Source organism: Enterobacter sp. kpr-6 (assembly GCF_900116015.1).
In the GTDB taxonomy this organism is placed as follows: Bacteria; Pseudomonadota; Gammaproteobacteria; order Enterobacterales; family Enterobacteriaceae; genus Enterobacter_D.
Genome location: NZ_FOYH01000001.1, coordinates 494,021 through 512,661, shown reverse-complemented (window position 1 = coordinate 512,661; position 18,641 = coordinate 494,021). Strand labels below are relative to the sequence as shown.

The window sequence follows — 18,641 nt, the reverse complement described above, 5'->3', positions numbered from 1 at the left end:
CGTTTATCCTTGCACCTGCGGCTTTAGCGCGGTCACGTGTATATAGCGGCCAAGACTGATGTAAGGCTCCTGACGGCAATAGCGCGTCTCTAATTCAACCAGCATGTCAAAACAGTCGCGTTGATGCTGTTTGTCACGCAGATAATCGTGGAACACCCGCACGCCCGTTTTACCGGTGATCTGCCAGCCGATCGCTTCAAGCCAGCGGTACACTTCGGCGGGATCGCGCGGGTAATTGGGTGAAAGCGTACGCCTTTTCTTCTTCGGCATACCGAGTTGCACATAATCGAAGTTGCCGACCACCATGTTACGCATCAACAGTCCGTGGGCGTTATAGAACATCAGCGATAATGTGCCGCCCTCACGCAGCGTTGACCACAACGCTTGCAGGGCGATTAACGGTTCCGCTACCCATTCCAGCACCGCGTGAAACAATATCAGATCAACGGGGGTTTCCAAATGGCGGGATATATCCTGAGCGGCGCACTGGATAAAATGCATGTTGTCGCTCACACCTTCCGCCTCGGCTGCGGCCTTAGCGCGGGCAATCATTTCAGCCGAAACATCGCACAGGGTAACATGATGACCACGCTGCGCCATTTTGATTGCCGTCTGCCCTTCCCCGCCGCCTGCATCCAGGATCCGCAGCGGCTGCGAACCGCTCTTTTCGAGCAGGGCATCAAGATCCTGCCATAAAATCGCCTGCCGCAACCGGCCCTTGGTCGTGCCGTAAATGTTGCGGGAGAATTTATCCGCGATGTCATCGAAATTGCGATCCTGCATGCCTACCCCGCGATCCTGGCAAAACCGCTATTTTGTCACAGCCGCGCCCAGAAGGAACCCATCTGGTGTAATATCGCCGGAATTCCCTGGCTGTATGGTTAAAAAGGAGACGGATGCGGTGTTTTTTACCCTGAAAAAATATATTGGTGGTTTCATTCTCCCTCTGCCGTTATTGCTTTTATTAATGGGTCTCGGCCTTCTTCTCATCTGGTTTTCCCGTTACCAGAAAACCGGCAAAACAATGGTGAGCGCAAGCTGGCTGGTTTTGCTGCTGTTAAGCCTGCAACCTGTCGCTGACGGGCTGCTAAAACCTATTGAAGATACGTACCCTACCTGGCGGGGCGAACAGCGGGTCAACGCAATTGTGGTTCTGGGTGGCGGTTACACCTGGAATGACGCGTGGGCACCCAGTTCGAATCTGATCAACAACAGTTTGCCGCGTCTGAATGAAGCGGTGCGGTTGTGGCGACTGAATCCCGGCGCGAAGATGATTTTTACCGGCGCGGCGGCCAGCACCAATCCGGTTAGCACCGCTGAAGCGGGCGCGCGGGTGGCTGAAACGCTCGGCGTTCCGCGCAGCGAGATCCTGACGCTGGATACGGCGAGAGACACCGAAGAGGAAGCGGCGGCGGTAAAACAGGCGATTGGCGATGTCCCTTTCCTGCTGGTGACGTCGGCTTCACACCTGCCACGCGCGATGATTTTCTTCCAGCAGGCGGGCCTGCATCCCCTCCCTGCCCCCGCCAATCAACTGGCGATTGCCTCACCGTTAAATCCGTGGGAGCGCATCATCCCCTCCCCGGTCTGGCTGATGCACAGCGACCGGGTGGGGTATGAAACGCTCGGGCGAATCTGGCAGTGGTTAAAAGGTACTGCCGGAGAGCCAGGGAAGGAGTGATTTCGAGGCCAGATCGAAGCGGGCGCGGTTGAACTGACCGGTGTTGACCAGATGCGCCACTTCATCCCACAGCGTGTACACCCAGCGCCGCCAGATAAAGGATTCCGCTACCGGCGCGCGCTGGAGGTAATGCCAGAGCAGGCTTTCGGCATAATCGCTTTCACACAGCCGGAAAAGCTCATATTCGCGCGGTGCCCACAGCATCACGCCGGGGCCGACCATGGCGAGAAGCTGATCGCTGCGGGCGTCTTTCAACATGCTGCGCAGTTTAAAATTGCCGTGCACCAGCACACAGTTGTCATTAAAGCCATCAAACAACGCGGGCAGGCATTCACGGGTGCGGAACAGAATGCGTTTGTTTTGCATTGTCAGGCCGGTGTTTTTGAACTGGTTAAGCGTGTTCCACAGCACTTCGACGCGCTGGCGGTACCAGGACGGCCAGATATTTTCCTGCGTGCTGTCCACGACGCCAACGCAACCGTGGCTGTCCTGACGGTGCCAGCCTAACAGGGCTTCGACAATCTGATCTTTAAGTTGCTCCCAGCGCTCCGGTGCTCTGGCCGGGGCTTCTACTGAAACGCCGCGTAACCGCTCCATTAACAGCACATCCGGTCCGGGGTGTTCTTCATGCGTCATCACGCCATAAACCACCGGCATACGCACCGTGCCGCTGCGCGCCAGCATCGATATTTTCCAGGCCATCTGCTGCGCCAGCCCCGGCGTGGTATAGCTTCTGGCCAGCAGCGGCATCGCGTTGCCACGGCTGTCATACAGCGACCAGAGTGCGGTATCCGCTTTCTCATTCACGCACTCGACACGGCTCAGCTTTTCGCCCAGCAGATGGCTTAGTTCAGCACGCAGTTGTTCCATTCAGATTACCCTCAGAAAGACTACTGCTTTCATAATGGGCGTCTGTCACGTCGTTGTCACCTGGATGAGATCAAAACAAAATGAGATAACGAAATTTTGCTCCCCTCCGGGATGGAGGGGATGGAAGGTCAGATCAATTCAGCACGAACGCGGGCCAAATCTTCCGGGGTATCCACGCCGGTACCCGGCACTACGTGCGCCACGTCAACGTGAATTTTCTCGCCGTACCACAGCACGCGAAGCTGTTCGAGCATTTCAATCTGCTCAAGCTGGCTCGGCTGCCAGGTCACGTAGCGACGGATAAATCCGGCGCGATAACCGTAAATACCAATGTGACGAAGGAAGGTGTCGCCAATCGCTTCACGGCTTTGAGCAAAGCGGTCGCGATCCCAGGGAATGGTCGCGCGCGAGAAGTACAGCGCATAGCCCTGCGCGTCCATCACGACTTTGACGGCATTCGGATTAAACGCTTCTTCCGCGCTATGGATGGGAACAGCCAGCGTCGCCATCCCAACCTGCCGCTGCGCCAGATTTTCCGCAACCTGACGAATAATGGCAGGTGGGATCATCGGCTCGTCACCCTGAACGTTAACGATCACGGTGTCGTCATCAAAGCCGCATTTTTCAATCACTTCCGCCAGACGCTCGGTGCCGGACTGATGATCAACGCGGGTCATGCAGACTTCGCCGCCTGCGGCTTCCACCGCCCGCGCCACGTCTTCATGATCGGTTGCCACAATAATGCGTTCGGCCCCGGATTCACGGGCGCGCTCCAGCACATGCACCACCATCGGTTTGCCGTTGATATCCACCAGCGGTTTACCCGGCAAACGGGTGGAAGCATAACGGGCGGGAATAATGACGACAAAACTCATGGATGGCTCTCTTCCGCAGTCAGCGAACGGGCTTCGTTTTCCAGTAGCACCGGAATGCCTTCACGCACCGGGAAAGCGAGGCTGTCGATTTTACAGATAAGCTCTTGCTTATCCTGACTGTAGTAGAGCTTACCGGTGCAAACCGGGCAGGCAATGATTTCAAGCTGACGGTGATCCATAGTTCCTCCCAATGGAACGGATGAGATATGACTGAAGTTTACCATAATCGTTTCTCAGGCCGAGTCAATTTCCCAGCCTGACCGCTCGGCGGCGAAGAGCCCGTCCGGGAGGTGTTTTAGCACTACACGCGTCGCATGTTGCCAGCGGGCAAATTCGCTGATGGCGGATTTCAGGCCGCCTTCAAGCGCGGTTGTCGGCCTGACGCCCGCTTCAAGATACAGCGCGATGATCTCCAGCACGCCCTCTTTACGGTGCATTTTGGCATCCATTCGCCCGACCAGTTGACCGGCATGCAGCAGCGGCAGAACGAAATAGCCATACTGACGCTTAGGCGCAGGGGTGTAGCACTCCAGCCGATAGCTGAAGTTAAACAGTTGTTCGGCGCGTTTGCGATCCCAGACCACCGGGTCGAATGGCGACAGCACTGCGCTGTGGGTGGCGGTAAGTTTACCCTCGACTGCCTGGGTGAGTTCCGCAGCCAGGGAAGCATGTACCCAGGCCGGACCTAACTCATCGACGCTCACCGGGATAATTTTTTGTTCTTCCTGTAAGCGTGCCAGTAGCCCCGGCATCGCGGGCTGGCGCAGGCGGTAGTAGTCGGCCAGCCATTGTGGGCGAAACAGTCCCAGGCTGCGGGCGCTGTTTTCCAGCATCCGGGTTTCGGCTTCCACCTGGGTGAGCATATCGCGCTCATCATCCCAGTGCGGCATCACGCGATGGGTGAGATCGTAAACGCGCTGGAAATTGCGCCGCTCAACGACCATCACTTTTCCGGCGGTGAATAACCCTTCCAGATGGCGTTTATGCGGTTTCCAGTCCCACCAGCCGCTGGCTCCTTTACGCGGATGCGCAAAATCTGCCGAGCGTACCGGTCCGTTTTGTTCAATATGCGCGATGAGCTTTGCAATCTCCTCATCATGCTCAGCCATCCATGCGCTGCGATATTTCCAGCCCATATTTTCCGGGGCCAGCATACGATGGCGCACTAAAGCAAAATCACTGCGCGGTAAAAAGCAGGCCTCATGCGCCCAGTATTCCATCAGATCGCCGTTGCGTAATGCCTCGTCAAGCCAGTGCTGCGGGTAATCCCCAAGGCGGCTGAACAGCACTAAATAGGGGCTTCGCGCCACGATATTAATGGTGTCAATTTGCAGCAGCGACATCTGGCTGATGGTACTGAGAATATCGGCAGGACGGGCGCGACGGCGGGGCTTTTTAAGCAGCCCCTGAGCAGCAAGGTGTAAGCGGCGAGCAGCAGCAAGTGAGAGGTGCGGTACGGACATAGAGGTTCCTGTTGTCAATAACGCGCCGGGAAATGCTACCGTCCGCGCGCCAGCGTAAGCAGTTCCTGAAGAAGCTGTTCGGGCTTGTCGCCCGCGAGTTGGGCATCAACCGGCAGATACCACCAGTGTTCGTCGGCAAAAGCCCGGCATTTGACCGCATCTTTCTCGGTCATTACCAGCGTCTGACCAGGGCCTGTAAAGCCGCTAACCTGTGCTTTACTGAGTGCCTGGTGATCGGCGAGCGCGATGCATTTCTCGACCTGTACGCCGCATTCCGCCAGCGTGTTAAAAAAACGGGGAGGATGACCGATGCCCGCCATCGCGACCACATGCGGCAGCGTGACGACTTCACGGCGCTCGCCGCTTTTCAGGTTAATCGCCAGACCCGGTTGCAGACGCATCGGGATCTCTCCCGGTTTGGCTATTCCGCCGTTGGTGATAACCGCATCAACGGTACGCAGGCGGGACGCGCGTTCGCGCATCGGCCCGGCAGGTAACCACCAGCCGTTACCAAAACGACGAACGCCGTCGATGACCACAATCTCTTTGTCACGGGCCAGACGGTAATGCTGTAACCCGTCGTCGGTAATGATGAGCTGAACGTCATGCTGCGCCAGAATTGCCTGTACCGCCTCGCACCTGTCGGGAGAAACGGCCACCGGCGCACGGGTGCGCTGATAAATTAAGACCGGCTCATCCCCGGCCTGGTCAGTCGTGGTTTCCGGCGCTAGCAACAACGGATACCGTTCGGCTTTGCCACCGTAACCGCGCGAGACAACGCCAACTCGCACGCCCCTCTGCTGAAGCTGTTCCACCAGCCAGATCACCACCGGCGTTTTACCGTTGCCGCCCGCGGTGAGATTCCCCACCACCACGACCGGTACCGGTGCACGCCAGGCTTTTTTTAGTCCAAGCCGGTAACTCAGGCGGATTGCGCCGCTCACCAGGCCATAGAGCCAGGAGAGCGGAAGCAAGAGTCGCCAGAGCGGCGACTCACCTGACCAGATGCGGGCGATCATTCGCCAAACTGCATCTTGTGTAGCTGCGCGTAAACGCCGCGATGCGCCAGCAGTTCGGTGTGGCTGCCACGCTCCACGATGCGCCCGTCTTCGACCACTACGATCTCATCGGCCTGTTCAATGGTGGAGAGGCGGTGAGCAATCACCATTGAGGTGCGGTTTTTCTGCAACTCATCAAGTGCTGACTGGATCGCGCGTTCGGACTCGGTATCCAGTGCCGACGTTGCTTCATCCAGAATCAGGATCGGGCTGTCGCGCAGTAGCGCACGGGCGATAGCAATACGCTGACGCTGACCGCCAGAGAGCAGGACGCCGTTTTCACCAATGATGGTATCCAGACCGTTATCCATCTTATTGATAAAGTCCATGGCATAGGCCATGCGCGCCGCTTTTTCGATCTGCTCACGGCTGTACTCTTCCGTACGGGCATAGGCAATGTTATTTGCCACCGTGTCGTTGAACAGATGGACATTCTGTGACACCAGCGCCACCTGATTGCGCAGCGAGGCCAGCGTGTATTCGCGCAGATCGTGACCATCAAGCAGGATTTCGCCCTGGTCGATGTCATAAAAACGCGTGATCAGACTCGCCATGGTGGACTTACCGGAGCCGGAACGGCCAACCAGCGCCACGGTTTTACCCGCCGGAATGGTTAAATCGATATTACGCAGCGCCGGGGCGTCACGGCCCGGATAGGTGAAGGTCACGTTACGGAACTCAATATCACCTTTAGCACGATCAATCTGGCGCGTGCCTTCGTCTTTTTCCTGCTCGCTATCCAGAATGGCGAACAGCGTCTGACAGGCGGCCATCCCGCGCTGGAACTGGGCGTTAACGTTGGTCAGCGACTTCAACGGGCGCATCAGGGCGATCATGGAGGAGAACACCACGGTGATGGTACCGGCCGTTAAGGTTTCCATGACGGCCGGGAAGCTGGCGGCATAGAGCACAAACGCCAGTGCCAGTGAAGCGATAAGCTGAATGACAGGATCGGAAATAGACGATGCAGAGACCATTTTCATGCCCTGCAGACGCATCTTATTACTCACCTTATCAAAGCGATTAGCTTCCACGCCCTGCCCGCCAAAAATGAGCACTTCTTTATGCCCTTTCAGCATCTGCTCGGCGCTGGTAGTAACCTGCCCCATCGTGTTCTGCATGCTTTTGCTGATATTACGAAAACGCTTCGACACAACGCGGATCGCGATAGAGACAATCGGTGCTAACACGATCAGGATGATCGACAGTTGCCAGCTGTAATAAAACATCAGCACAAATAAGCCGATGATCGACGCACCTTCACGCACAACGGTTATCAGTGCGCCGGAAGACGACGAAGCAACCTGCTCGGAATCGTAGGTGATTCGGGAGAGCAAGGTGCCAGTGGACTGCTTATCAAAAAACGAAACGGGCATCCCCATCATATGGCTGAACAGGCGGCGACGCATGGTCATCACCACTTTGCCGGAAACCCAGGAGATGCAGTAGCTGGAAATGTAACTGGTAATACCCCGTAAAATCATCAGCCCGATAACCACCAGCGGCATCCAAAGCAGCACTGAGCGGTCAGTTTTACCAAAGCCTTCATCCAGTAAGGGCTTGAGAAGCGATAGCATGAAGGTATCGCTGGCTGCGTTAAGGATTAACGCGACGCCCGCCACGAGCAGACCTGCTTTAAAAGGTGCAATCATTGGCCAGAGACGGCGGAATGTTTGCCACGTGGAGAGATCTTTGTCGTTATGCATTCAAAAAACCAGCACTTGTTGAAATAGCCGCATATTCTACCCGTTATATTTATGTACGCCAAACCACTGATGATACCAACGCGGGAAAACTTGATCTCGTAAGCTCAGGATTTCCCAGCCTTGTGGTGAAAAGTTTACCGTTATCTGCCCCTGATGTGGGGTATCTAACCATTCATAGCCCTGATGTTTGTAGCGCTGCGTCACCTTTGCGGAAGGCAGTCGCCACGCGTTATAGCGCGATGCTGATGCCAGCGCAGCACGCCCATTAACCCGCTGCAGGAGCGGCAAAGAGGATGACGACCGGCTGCCATGATGCGGCACCTGGATAAGTGTAGCCTGAAGATGCTGCCAGTAATGACTCAGCATGGCGAGTTCGGCATGGATTTCAATATCTCCCGTCAGCAGGATGCTGTTGTTGCCCTCCTCGACTTTAACCACGCAGGAACGATTGTTCCCGCTCGCTACTGTCCCAGCGAGAGGCCAGTGCACGGTGAAGGTCAGCCCCTGCCAGTTCCAGCGCTGACCGCGAAAACAGGGCTGATGCCCGGCCCAACCCAAAGGGCTACGCACCCAAAGATCCGGCCAGTCTTTCATTAGCGTATTCAATCCACCCCGGTGATCGAGATGCTCATGACTGAGAATGATCCCTTCTGGTTGCAGGTTGTGCCAGCGCAGCCAGGGTGTAATCAGCTGCTGCGCGCTGTCGCCACCCGGCCAGGCGAGTCCGGTGTCATAAAGGATCGCTTTGTTATTGCGGGAAATGACCATCGCCAGTCCCTGCCCCACGTCCAGCATATGCACCGACCAGCGATCGGCAGGTGTGGTCTTCCAGAGTGGCTGCATTAACAGCATAAGCGTTGCCGTGCAGAGATACGGCATACGCTGCCAGGCACTCAGTCGCCAGAAGACAATCAGCAGCCAGGGTGCACAGGTGAGCCATTGCCAGCGCTGGTCAACGCTGTACCAGCCGTCGGGTAACTGGCGTAAAAACCAGAAAAGTATCGCCAGGGTGCGATCCGCCAGATACATGGCGCTGGTTTCAAACATAACGGGGCCGCTGAGATGGAGCAGCATACTCAGCAGAATGAGCGGCACCGTCACGAATGTCACCAGCGGAACGGCCACCAGATTTGCGACCAGCGACGTAAGACTGATGCCGTGAAACAGCATGACCTGTAACGGCAGGAGCAGCACCATCATTCCCGCCTGCAGGTGAATGAGACTGACCAGGCTGCGCACTATTTTCCCGCCGCGAAATACCGGAACCGGAAACCACTGGTACCAGAATATCAGCCCTGCCACGGCAAAAGCTGAAAGCCATAAGCTCTCTGACAGCATGGCAAGCGGATCGATAAAGACAATCCCCGCCACGCAGCACAACCATACCTGCCACGCGCTCCACTGGCGTCCTGACAGACGTAATGCCCCCCATACGGCAAGTGATGCAGCCGTACGCAGTGCGGGTGGCTGCAACCCTGTGAGCCAGGCATAACCGGCAGCGAGCACCACGCCCGCCACAAGCGGCAGACGCCAGTTAATCCAGCGTACCGGCAGAAAAAACTGCACGCCGCGTACAAATAACCAGCCCAGCATCGCGGCCAGCGCGATATGTAAACCAGAAATCGCCATCAAATGAGCGGTGCCGGTTTGTCGCATGATCGCTTTGACCTCTGCATCCAGCACGCTGCGCTCGCCCATTCCCAGCGCCAGCATAACCGCATGCCAGGGCAAGGCGCTGAGGCTTGATGTGTAGGAGGCCAGAAAATTTGCCCTCAGGCTGCAACCTGCGTCCAGTACAGTCGCCTCAATTAATCGCCCGGTAAGCGGCTGATGCGTGGTCAGCGCATAACGTTGAGTGTCAAAGCCGCCTTCATTGAGCTGACCGTGTACCGCACGAACATTCAGCGTCATTGCCCAGCGCTGGCCTGCACACGCCGCCTGCGGCAGATACTCGCCATACAGAATGATGCCGGGCCGGGGGAATAATCGCTGCCCGTTTAGTCGTTCAATGATGGCCCGGTGCGTGGTGGCATTATCCGTGGCGACAAGCTGCACCTCTGCCTGTACCTGTGTGCCGGACAACGTTTGTGCAGGCCAGACGGCTTCCAGCGCGGCGAGAAGTGCCCAGGCGACAAAAAGCAGCCCAAGACCAATGTAACGTACCGAAAGAGACGAAAAACTTCCCAGCACGCAACCACAAAACCACAAAACACCATGGCAATTACCCACCCCAGATCGGGTAGCGCAGGTAGCCATAGCAGCGGTAATGCGGCAATGAGTGAACATAATGCAATTCCCGGCACGTTCATTCCATCCTCCTTGTTTCAGGCAGTGTGCGCAAAACAGCGTCGAATGTCGGGCGGGATTTATCGGTTCTTCGGCCATGGCCGGGAAGTTTTTAAGCAAGAGCCTGAGCACTATCAGAAAAATGCGAGGCGTCTTCAAAAAGGACAGCATTACACGGTGGCAGGCGGAGATAACAGCCGATACGGAATAGCAGGCATAAAAAAAGCACCACAGTGGGTGCTCTTTTTAATAATCAAGTTTTGCCTGAAAGCCGCAAAACTCAATCTTCATAAATGTTGGCGCGGTCGCGTAATTCTTTACCTGGCTTAAAGTGCGGGACATATTTGCCTTCCAGATCCACTTTGTCGCCTGTCTTTGGGTTACGCCCGGTGCGAGGTGCACGATAATGCAGAGAGAAACTGCCGAAACCGCGGATCTCAATACGCTCACCCTCTGCAAGGGTCGAGGCCATATGCTCCAGCATCTCTTTTACCGCATCTTCTACGGCTTTGGCCGGGATGTGCGATTGCTGAGTGGCAAGTCTTTCAATCAATTCTGACTTGGTCATGATTCCTCCGGTTTCCTCAGTAAGGAAAATTAGCTAACAGCATAGTAAACAAGGGCGGCCAGGGCCGCCCTTTGTTATTGATTACAGGATGAATCTTGTAATCTGTCAAGCTGCTCATCATCCTTCATGCTGTAACGGACGTTTCAACATGAAGGAATCAAGTGCCTGATTACTCGCCTTTAGCTGCTTTGAATGCTTCAGCCATTGCGTTAGAGAAATTGCCTTCTTCCTGTTTGTTGTTAACAGTAGCGATTGCATCTTTCTCGTCAGCTTCGTCTTTCGCACGAACAGACAGGCTAACTACGCGGTTCTTACGATCAACACCGGTGAATTTAGCTTCAACATCGTCGCCAACATTCAGAACCAGAGTTGCGTCTTCAACGCGGTCACGGGAAGCTTCAGAAGCGCGCAGGTAACCTTCAACGCCGTCAGCCAGTTCTACGGTTGCGCCTTTCGCGTCAACAGCAGTCACTTTACCGTTAACAATTGCACCTTTCTTGTTCAGTGCAACGTAGTTGTTGAACGGATCTTCTGCGAGTTGTTTAACACCCAGGGAGATACGCTCACGCTCTGCGTCAACTTGCAGAACAACGGCAGCGATTTCGTCGCCTTTTTTGTATTCACGTACTGCTTCTTCGCCTGCAACGTTCCAGGAGATGTCAGACAGGTGAACCAGACCGTCGATGCCGCCGTCCAGGCCGATGAAGATACCGAAGTCAGTGATAGACTTGATTTTACCTTCAACACGGTCACCCTTGTTGTGGGTTTCCGCGAACTGCTGCCATGGGTTGTTTTTGCACTGCTTCAGACCCAGGGAGATACGACGACGTTCTTCGTCGATATCCAGAACCATAACTTCCACTACATCGCCAACGTTAACAACTTTGGACGGGTGGATGTTTTTGTTGGTCCAATCCATTTCGGAAACGTGCACCAGGCCTTCAACGCCTTCTTCGATTTCAACGAAGCAGCCGTAGTCGGTCAGGTTGGTCACGCGCCCAGTCAGTTTGGTACCTTCCGGATAACGCTTAGCGATAGCGACCCACGGATCTTCGCCCAGCTGTTTCAGGCCCAGAGAAACACGAGTACGCTCGCGGTCGAACTTCAGCACTTTAACAGTGATTTCGTCGCCAACGTTTACGATTTCGCTCGGATGCTTAACGCGTTTCCACGCCATGTCGGTGATGTGCAGCAGGCCATCAACGCCACCCAGATCAACGAATGCACCGTAGTCAGTGAGGTTCTTAACGATACCTTTAACTTCCATGCCTTCTTGCAGGTTTTCAAGCAGCTGATCGCGCTCTGCGCTGTTCTCAGACTCGATAACCGCACGACGGGAAACAACCACGTTGTTACGCTTCTGGTCAAGCTTGATTACTTTGAACTCAAGCTCTTTGCCTTCGAGGTGCAGAGTATCGCGAACCGGACGCACGTCTACCAGAGAACCTGGCAGGAACGCACGAATACCGTTCAGCTCAACAGTGAAGCCACCTTTAACTTTGCCGTTGATAACACCAACAACAGTTTCAGCGTCTTCGTATGCTTTTTCCAGCGTGATCCAAGCTTCGTGACGTTTAGCTTTCTCACGGGACAGCAGAGTTTCACCGAAGCCGTCTTCTACTGCGTCAAGCGCAACGTCAACTTCGTCACCAACCTGAATTTCCAGCTCGCCCTGGGCGTTTTTGAACTGCTCAGCCGGGATGGCGGATTCAGATTTCAGACCGGCATCAACCAGTACGATATCTTTATCGATAGCAACAACAACACCACGAACGATGGAACCCGGACGGGTTTCGATTGTTTGTAAGGATTCTTCAAATAGTTGAGCAAAAGATTCAGTCATATTGATAATCTTCAGGATTCTTCAATTTAACGTCCACCTGGCTTCATGCCGGATGGGGTTGTTTCACATGCCTGCTCACAATTCCTTTGCAGCAGGTACTTCAGAATTTGGTTGCATTAAGCGAGCGCCAGCTTTTGGCGGGCGTATTGTAGCGCTTTTTCAATCACTTGCTCAATACTTAAACGGGTTGAATCCAGTACTAAAGCATCGGCAGCGGGTACTAAAGGCGCTACTGGTCGATTACGATCGCGATCGTCGCGCTCTTTTATCTCGGCCAAAAGGCGTTCAAAGTTAACACTAAAGCCCTTTTCCTGCAACTGTAGCATGCGGCGATGCGCACGTTCTTCCGATGAGGCGTCGAGAAAAATTTTCACGGGCGCATCGGGGAAGACCACGGTACCCATATCGCGACCATCGGCGATAAGACCAGGAGCCTCGCGAAATGCACGCTGGCGACGCAAAAGCGCCTCGCGCACGCGCGGGAAAGCAGCAACCTGAGAGGCCGCATTCGCCACCTCCTGGGTGCGGATTTCTGCGCTCACGTCTTCACCTTCGAGGATCACTTCAAGATGACCATTGGTCGACACAAAGCGGACATCCAGATGCGCCGCCAGCGGTACCAGCACATCTTCAGAGCTGACATCCACATGGTGATGCAACGCTGCCAGCGCCAGCACACGATAGATTGCGCCCGAATCCAGCAAATGCCATTGCAGTGCTTCTGCCATTGCTTTGCACAGGGTGCCCTTTCCCGCACCGCTTGGCCCATCAATCGTGATTACCGGGGCAACTGCCGTCATCTTTTTCTCCTTAATAAAGGCATACCGTTAACATGAACGGCGCGCATTATACGCTGCAATGCGAGTGACCGTTACTGTCGTGCGTAAATAACCGCTGTCAGGCGAACTGTCTGGGGAAGGATTGCGCAATTATAGAGGGCTGACAGGAGGTCAGCCCGAAATGTGACAATTTCTTACTTTTTATCGTCTGCGATGCGATCGCGAATATGCTGCGCGCGTTCGGCTGAAGGCGGGTGAGAATCAAATAAAGACTTACTGTGGCCGGCATCGAGGCTTGCCAGCTTATCAAAACTGCCGACCAGCCCCTGCGTGCTGATGCCGCGTTTTCTCAGCAGATCGTAGGAGAAATCATCGGCGTCCGATTCCTGACTGCGGGAGAATGCGGAGTTGATCGCTCCTTCTGCGATGTCACCTAACTGCGTACTGGACAACTGAGCCGCAACGCCACTGGTTGCGGCTATCGCATCACGTGCGGCAACGGTGGCATAGGCAGTCTGCATTGCCTTGCGGGAATGGCCCAAAGCCACGTGTCCGAGTTCATGACCGAGCACCCCTTCCACTTCATTATCGGTCATCAGATCCATCAGCCCGCTGTACACGCGCACGCAGCCGTTTGCCATCGCCCATGCGTTAACATCGCTGGTCAAATACACCTTATAGTTAACCGGCACGCCATTAATGTTGTTACCCAGGGCTTTAGAAATTTTTGCCAGGCGTTTGCCATATTTGCTGGAGGCGCTCGCTATTTTATTTTCACTATCCATCTCTTTACAGCCCTGATCGGAGATAGATTTAACATCAGCGTCACTGAGGGTCGCGGCTTTAAAAGCAGACAGGCCGGAACTGGCGAGTTTATTGCCATCAAGACCGTTCATGCTATTACAACCCACCAGTAGAGTGGTTGAAATGGCCAGCGCCAGGCAGAGCTTTGTATTCTTCATATAAATCATCCATTGATTATTAATTATTTTTTCATATAGAAAAGAGTTAAAACAGCGCAATTATATTCCGCTTTATCACTCTTATACAATACGGATATTTTGCAGAATCATTCACCTTACTTATTAATTTTACGAAGAAAATTTAAGTTTTAATGAAATAATGGTATCGATGAGATCTTTTTTATGTTGCTGTAACAACGCTTCGTCCGTAAACATGAGTCCCGTTTCATATTGCTGAAATTCAAATTCGCTTTTAAGAGCCACTAATCCTTGTCGTAATACTTCTGATTGCAATTGTACAGGCAGCATAATCAGGCAATCACTGGCGCGGGTCAGACTGATGGCGCTGGCTACGGAAAAGACTTCAAAACGAATGCGGTCGGTATGACAGGGATAACGGTACGGATCCGGATTATTCTCGCGGTCTTCATGCCTGAGCATGATCCAGTCGCTGGCTTCAAGTTGCGCATGCGTAACAAAGCGCTCGCGGGCAAAGGGATGGGATGCGGAGCAAAAAAGAACAAACTGCGTATTAAATATAGCGACGTAGTTGAGCTCCTTTTTTCGCTGCTCCACGGGAGGGATAGCCCCTAATACGATATCGCACAGCCCCGCCATTAATGCCGTTTGCCCGCCGTCCGAGGTAACATTTTTTAGTACTACTTTGAGTTCGGCGTGTTTTTTTAAATAATCATCCAGCAAATTAAAAAGTTTCCCGTGCGTCCAGGCATATCCGCAAAAGAGTGTCACCGTATAACGCTTTACTTTTCTCAGATAGTCCAGTTCCTGGATCGCCTGATTATAGTTGCGTTCCAGAAGACAGGCATGTTTATACAGATTTTCACCAATATGCGTAAGCAGAAGTTCTTTCTTATGACGGACTAAAAGTTTAACGCACAGGTGCTCTTCCAGGCGCTGAATATTGAGGGTCAGCGTAGGCTGAGAAATGCACAATTTATCGCTCGCGCGCGTAAACGACTGTTCATCAACCAGCACTTTAAATTGATGGAATAATTTATGTAAATACATAAAGCTAACGACTCCGGCCCGCTTATTTATTTGCACGACAGATTAATCGCAACGGGCTTAAAAGAACGTTAGCCTAATCACACAGAAAAATGCCTGGGTCTGAAAATTCAGCCCAGGCATTATTTGCGGCTAATCTGTTGGCAGATTACCAGTGACGTTCAAAAAGCGGCGATAAATCCACCGGGTAATGATGCTTTGCGTAAACGCGTAAAATATCTTCCCTGCATAGCACGTCCGATCTGATATCGCTGGCGATATCCTGCAATAGCTTTTGCCCACCAGCGGCAACGATATCCAGCAATAATGTGAGCGTTTCAGGATGCATCCGCACCTGGCAAAGCTCGCCGATTAATGCAGTAAGCGTTGCCTGCCGCTGCTTATGTTCCAGCCGAACGTTTTCTTTGTTGATCCCTGCCCCATCAGGCGGAAGACCTAAACGCCGCCATTCATCTTCAGGTGCCTCGGCGTTTTTCAGACAGGTGTGCAACAGCGTCATCATCCGGGCTTCGAGGGCATAGTCGGTGAGCGGCTGTAACTGTTCAGGATCGCTTTGCAGATCGAATAATAAATTGCCGTGCGCCCAGGCTGAATAAAAGCCTGCCTGCCCCGGAACTTTCAGCACCGGCATACCGTTGGTAAAGGGCAAGTGATGCTCAATTTCCATATTGACCAGCTCATCTTTATTAAACATCCGCCGCATGCGCATCGGCATCAGGGTATATTCATAAAGTGGCTTGTTGTCATAACAGGCGTTAGCCCGCATATAAAGGTAGCGGCCATCGGTTACCGTTACATGCGCGCCAAAATAGCCGAAGATAATCTCATCCGCATTGCTGGTGTCATCCGCAATGATGCGGGACAGCGAATGCCCGGTCATAGTTTCAGTTGGCGCGACGTTGAAATAGTCCAGCAGCGTCGCGGTGACGTCATGCATCTGTGCCAGCGCGTTACGGGTTTGTCCGGCGCAGGGATAATGCGGATGCCAGATAAAAAAAGGCACATGGGCGATCTCGTTATAGACCGGCATCACGCTTTTTCCTGACCAGTTTTTCTCGCCAAACATAAAGCCGTGGTCGGTATTCACGATAAGCAACGTGTCCTGCCACAAATTATGGGCATCAAAGAAATCCAGTACTTTACCCAGATATTCATCGCACATCAGCAACAGCGCCTGATAATTCTTTTGCTCATCGCTTAATTTTTTATCGCTGCTTCCGGGTTCAATCGCACAATAATCGGGCCAGTCATACTGGCTGGTAATTAACGACGGATCCACCATGGCTTTAAAGCGATCCGGCACGGTAAACGGCTCGTGCGGATCGAAGCATTCAATTTGCAGCAGCCAGTTATCCTGCTGATAATTTTCGCTTAAAAACTCCAGACCAAGCTGATAACACTGTGCCTGCGGGTAATCTTTTTCATCGCGATGATACTGGCGATTAACCCGATCGTGGGCAATCATATTTTTGCGCAGCGGCTCTACGCGCTGGTAATTTTCAAGCCCCTCGGCGCTTTTATCACCCAGCCTGGCTTTCCAGAGATCGCCCTCCTGCCCCCGGACAAATTCATAGCTGCTGTAACGGTTGTGGTAAGTCGCCCCGCCGTCTTCCCAGTAATGCTGGTGATCGGTGATCAGATGCGAATAGATACCGTGCTTTTTCAGCATCGCAAAAACGGAGTCATCAAAAGGCTCAAGCGGCCCCCAACTGCGATGCAAAAAATTCAGTCTGCCGGTATGTAAATCACGTCGTGCAGGCATACAGGGCATTGAGCCCACATAAAAATTATTAAACGTTGTCGTATGCCGTCCGAGGCGTTCAAAATTAGGCATATTACAGACAGCCGGGTTGTAATTAGGCAGTTTATTTCTGCACAGCGTATCAAACATCAGAATGACGGCTTTCATTAAACCTCCTTGTATGAATTTCATTAAGAATCTGCTGATGGCGGCTTTTGCTTAATGGATAAAACAGCATGCTTAATAAGCCAATTACCTTGCCTGTGACGGGTACGATAATCATTAAAAATATCAGGCCGCTAATCGTTTCCGCACTTTGCACCGATGCGCCGGGGACGTAATGAATAAGATTTAAAGAATAACCTAAAACGAAGGCACCAATAGCTGAACCAAACTTATTGGAAAAGGTCAGCGTCGATGAAGCAATACCCGCGGAGTTTTGATTCGTTCTCCAGTACAACTCATCGGCACAGTCCGTCACCATCATCCATGTCACCAGTGTTGCGCCCTGAGTAAAGCACATGACCAGGCCGAGCATAATCATCACATACCAGACCGCCTCTTTATTAAAGGTAAACCAGAGAATAACCGCCGGAATAATCGTGAGATAACACATGATGACAAAGCTATGTTTATTACCGTAACGCGTTACACAGAGCTTGACGATCACGTAAACGACAGCACCAAAAACCACATTAATCAGGGCTGCGGTTTTCACCATTGCCGGATCGTTAAGCACAGCGGTAAAAAACTGTACCGTGATCCCGGAAGACATCGCCAGTACCAGCGTACTGGCCGCAGACATAATCGCGAGGCTCAGCAATGAACGGCTCTGAAAGGCGTTAACAACCTGGCGGAAAACAGCGATAACCGATAATTTATCTTCTTCTGAATTCTCCAGCAGCAGACGTTCTGCCGTGTCGTTATTTCTTGCACCCCAGGCACAAAGCCAGAAGCCAAACATAATTAACAGCCCAAAAGTCACGCCGAGCGTGTGGTATCCGGCGCTGTCAATGATCGCACGCCCGTTAGCATCATAACGCTCGCTACAGGTTTGCAGGATCCAGACGCCGCCCGCGCTGACAATAAATTGCGCGATAAGACCGGTAAATTGTTTAATTAATACGATATTGGAACGTTCTTTTACATCGTCGGTGAGATATGCCGTCAGTGAATGATAAGGAATATTGGCTGCCGTCGAGACAAGAGAATAAATAATATAAGCGGCATACATATAAACGACTTTCGCCACCGCGCTAATATCCGGGCAGGCAAATACGGCCCATGTCGTCAGCCCTGCAAAAGGCGCGCTGAAAATTACCCAGAAGCGATATTTACCAAACCGTGTGCGGGTTTTATCGCCAATGGCTCCCATAATAGGATCGATAAAGGCATCCAGTAACCGCGATACTAATGTAATAAAACCGACGGTCATCGGATCAACGCCGTGAATATCGGTTGCGTAAGTAATAAAGAAAATCAGGGTTACATAAAAGCCTAAATTTGATGCCAGACCGCCACCTACCGCATAAGATAAGCGATCTGTCGTTGTCAGCTTATTCATCTTCACTCCGGTTTTTGGGTTTATTTCACAGGGAGTATGTGGCGGAGAAAAAGCGTTGCGTAATTGAATATCAGAAAATAAGTATTGAATAATTAAATAATCAAAGCAGCAGGCATCTAAAAAACCTTAAAAACAATGAGTTAGGAGTAATGGTTATTAATCACGCCAGACAATTGAAATAATGAATAGTTAAAAGTGTGAGATGGGCCAAATAAAGGA

Annotated in this window: 15 protein-coding genes and 1 pseudogene; 1 reads left to right on the top strand and 15 read right to left on the bottom strand. The window is 52.8% G+C overall.

Translation table 11 applies throughout. The annotated features are described in order from the left end of the window. Positions 1-3 precede the first annotated feature (3 nt). Positions 4-783, bottom strand: coding sequence for a tRNA uridine 5-oxyacetic acid(34) methyltransferase CmoM (cmoM, locus tag BM373_RS02350; protein WP_090459004.1), 780 nt, complete (start codon positions 781-783; stop codon positions 4-6). A 118-nt stretch (positions 784-901) separates the two neighbouring features. On the opposite strand from cmoM, the gene elyC reads away from it, so the two are divergent. Continuing rightward, positions 902-1,681 carry an envelope biogenesis factor ElyC gene (gene elyC / locus BM373_RS02345; protein WP_090459965.1) on the top strand — a complete coding sequence of 260 codons (780 nt, stop codon included), beginning with the start codon at positions 902-904 and terminating at the stop codon, positions 1,679-1,681. Here the strand turns inward: elyC and BM373_RS02340 are convergent. From BM373_RS02340 to BM373_RS02270, 14 genes and pseudogenes are all read right to left on the bottom strand, one after another. Then, positions 1,646-2,551, bottom strand: coding sequence for a YcbJ family phosphotransferase (locus tag BM373_RS02340; protein WP_090459002.1), 906 nt, complete (start codon positions 2,549-2,551; stop codon positions 1,646-1,648). The two genes, elyC and BM373_RS02340, sit on opposite strands and share 36 nt — an antisense overlap. Before the next feature lie 128 nt (positions 2,552-2,679). After that, complete coding sequence (gene kdsB / locus BM373_RS02335; RefSeq protein WP_090458999.1) at positions 2,680-3,426, bottom strand: 3-deoxy-manno-octulosonate cytidylyltransferase; 747 nt, start codon at positions 3,424-3,426, stop codon at positions 2,680-2,682. Then, complete coding sequence (locus BM373_RS02330) at positions 3,423-3,605, bottom strand: Trm112 family protein (RefSeq protein WP_090458996.1); 183 nt, start codon at positions 3,603-3,605, stop codon at positions 3,423-3,425. The genes kdsB and BM373_RS02330 overlap by 4 nt, the downstream gene beginning before the upstream one ends. Positions 3,606-3,659: 54 nt before the next feature. Then, positions 3,660-4,889, bottom strand: a complete 1,230-nt coding sequence (locus BM373_RS02325; protein WP_090458994.1) for a winged helix-turn-helix domain-containing protein — start codon at positions 4,887-4,889, stop codon at positions 3,660-3,662. A 35-nt stretch (positions 4,890-4,924) separates the two neighbouring features. Further along, positions 4,925-5,908, bottom strand: a complete 984-nt coding sequence (gene lpxK / locus BM373_RS02320) for a tetraacyldisaccharide 4'-kinase (RefSeq protein ID WP_090458992.1) — start codon at positions 5,906-5,908, stop codon at positions 4,925-4,927. Next, a complete protein-coding gene (gene msbA, locus BM373_RS02315) occupies positions 5,905-7,653 on the bottom strand; it encodes a lipid A ABC transporter ATP-binding protein/permease MsbA (RefSeq protein ID WP_090458989.1) in 1,749 nt (582 codons plus the stop codon). The genes lpxK and msbA overlap by 4 nt, the downstream gene beginning before the upstream one ends. A 36-nt stretch (positions 7,654-7,689) precedes the next feature. Beyond that, positions 7,690-9,962 (bottom strand): annotated as a pseudogene (locus BM373_RS02310) (ComEC family protein). A gap of 257 nt (positions 9,963-10,219) precedes the next feature. Beyond that, entirely contained in the window at positions 10,220-10,507 is a 288-nt protein-coding gene (gene ihfB, locus BM373_RS02300; protein WP_090458982.1) for an integration host factor subunit beta, read from the bottom strand. A gap of 169 nt (positions 10,508-10,676) precedes the next feature. Continuing rightward, positions 10,677-12,350, bottom strand: a complete 1,674-nt coding sequence (rpsA, locus tag BM373_RS02295; protein ID WP_090458980.1) for a 30S ribosomal protein S1 — start codon at positions 12,348-12,350, stop codon at positions 10,677-10,679. Between the two features lie 116 nt (positions 12,351-12,466). Beyond that, entirely contained in the window at positions 12,467-13,150 is a 684-nt protein-coding gene (cmk, locus tag BM373_RS02290; protein WP_090458978.1) for a (d)CMP kinase, read from the bottom strand. A gap of 173 nt (positions 13,151-13,323) precedes the next feature. Then, positions 13,324-14,091 (bottom strand): metalloprotease LoiP, encoded by a 768-nt coding sequence (locus tag BM373_RS02285; RefSeq protein ID WP_090458976.1) that lies wholly within the window; start codon positions 14,089-14,091, stop codon positions 13,324-13,326. A 129-nt stretch (positions 14,092-14,220) separates the two neighbouring features. Then, positions 14,221-15,120, bottom strand: a complete 900-nt coding sequence (locus tag BM373_RS02280; protein WP_090458974.1) for a LysR family transcriptional regulator — start codon at positions 15,118-15,120, stop codon at positions 14,221-14,223. 145 nt (positions 15,121-15,265) lie between these two features. After that, the gene (locus tag BM373_RS02275; RefSeq protein ID WP_090458972.1) at positions 15,266-17,026 is read right to left on the bottom strand and encodes a sulfatase; all 1,761 of its coding nucleotides are present in this window, start codon (positions 17,024-17,026) and stop codon (positions 15,266-15,268) included. Then, positions 17,001-18,422, bottom strand: a complete 1,422-nt coding sequence (locus BM373_RS02270) for an MFS transporter (protein WP_090458969.1) — start codon at positions 18,420-18,422, stop codon at positions 17,001-17,003. Before BM373_RS02270 ends, BM373_RS02275 begins: the two co-directional genes overlap by 26 nt. Positions 18,423-18,641 lie beyond the last annotated feature (219 nt).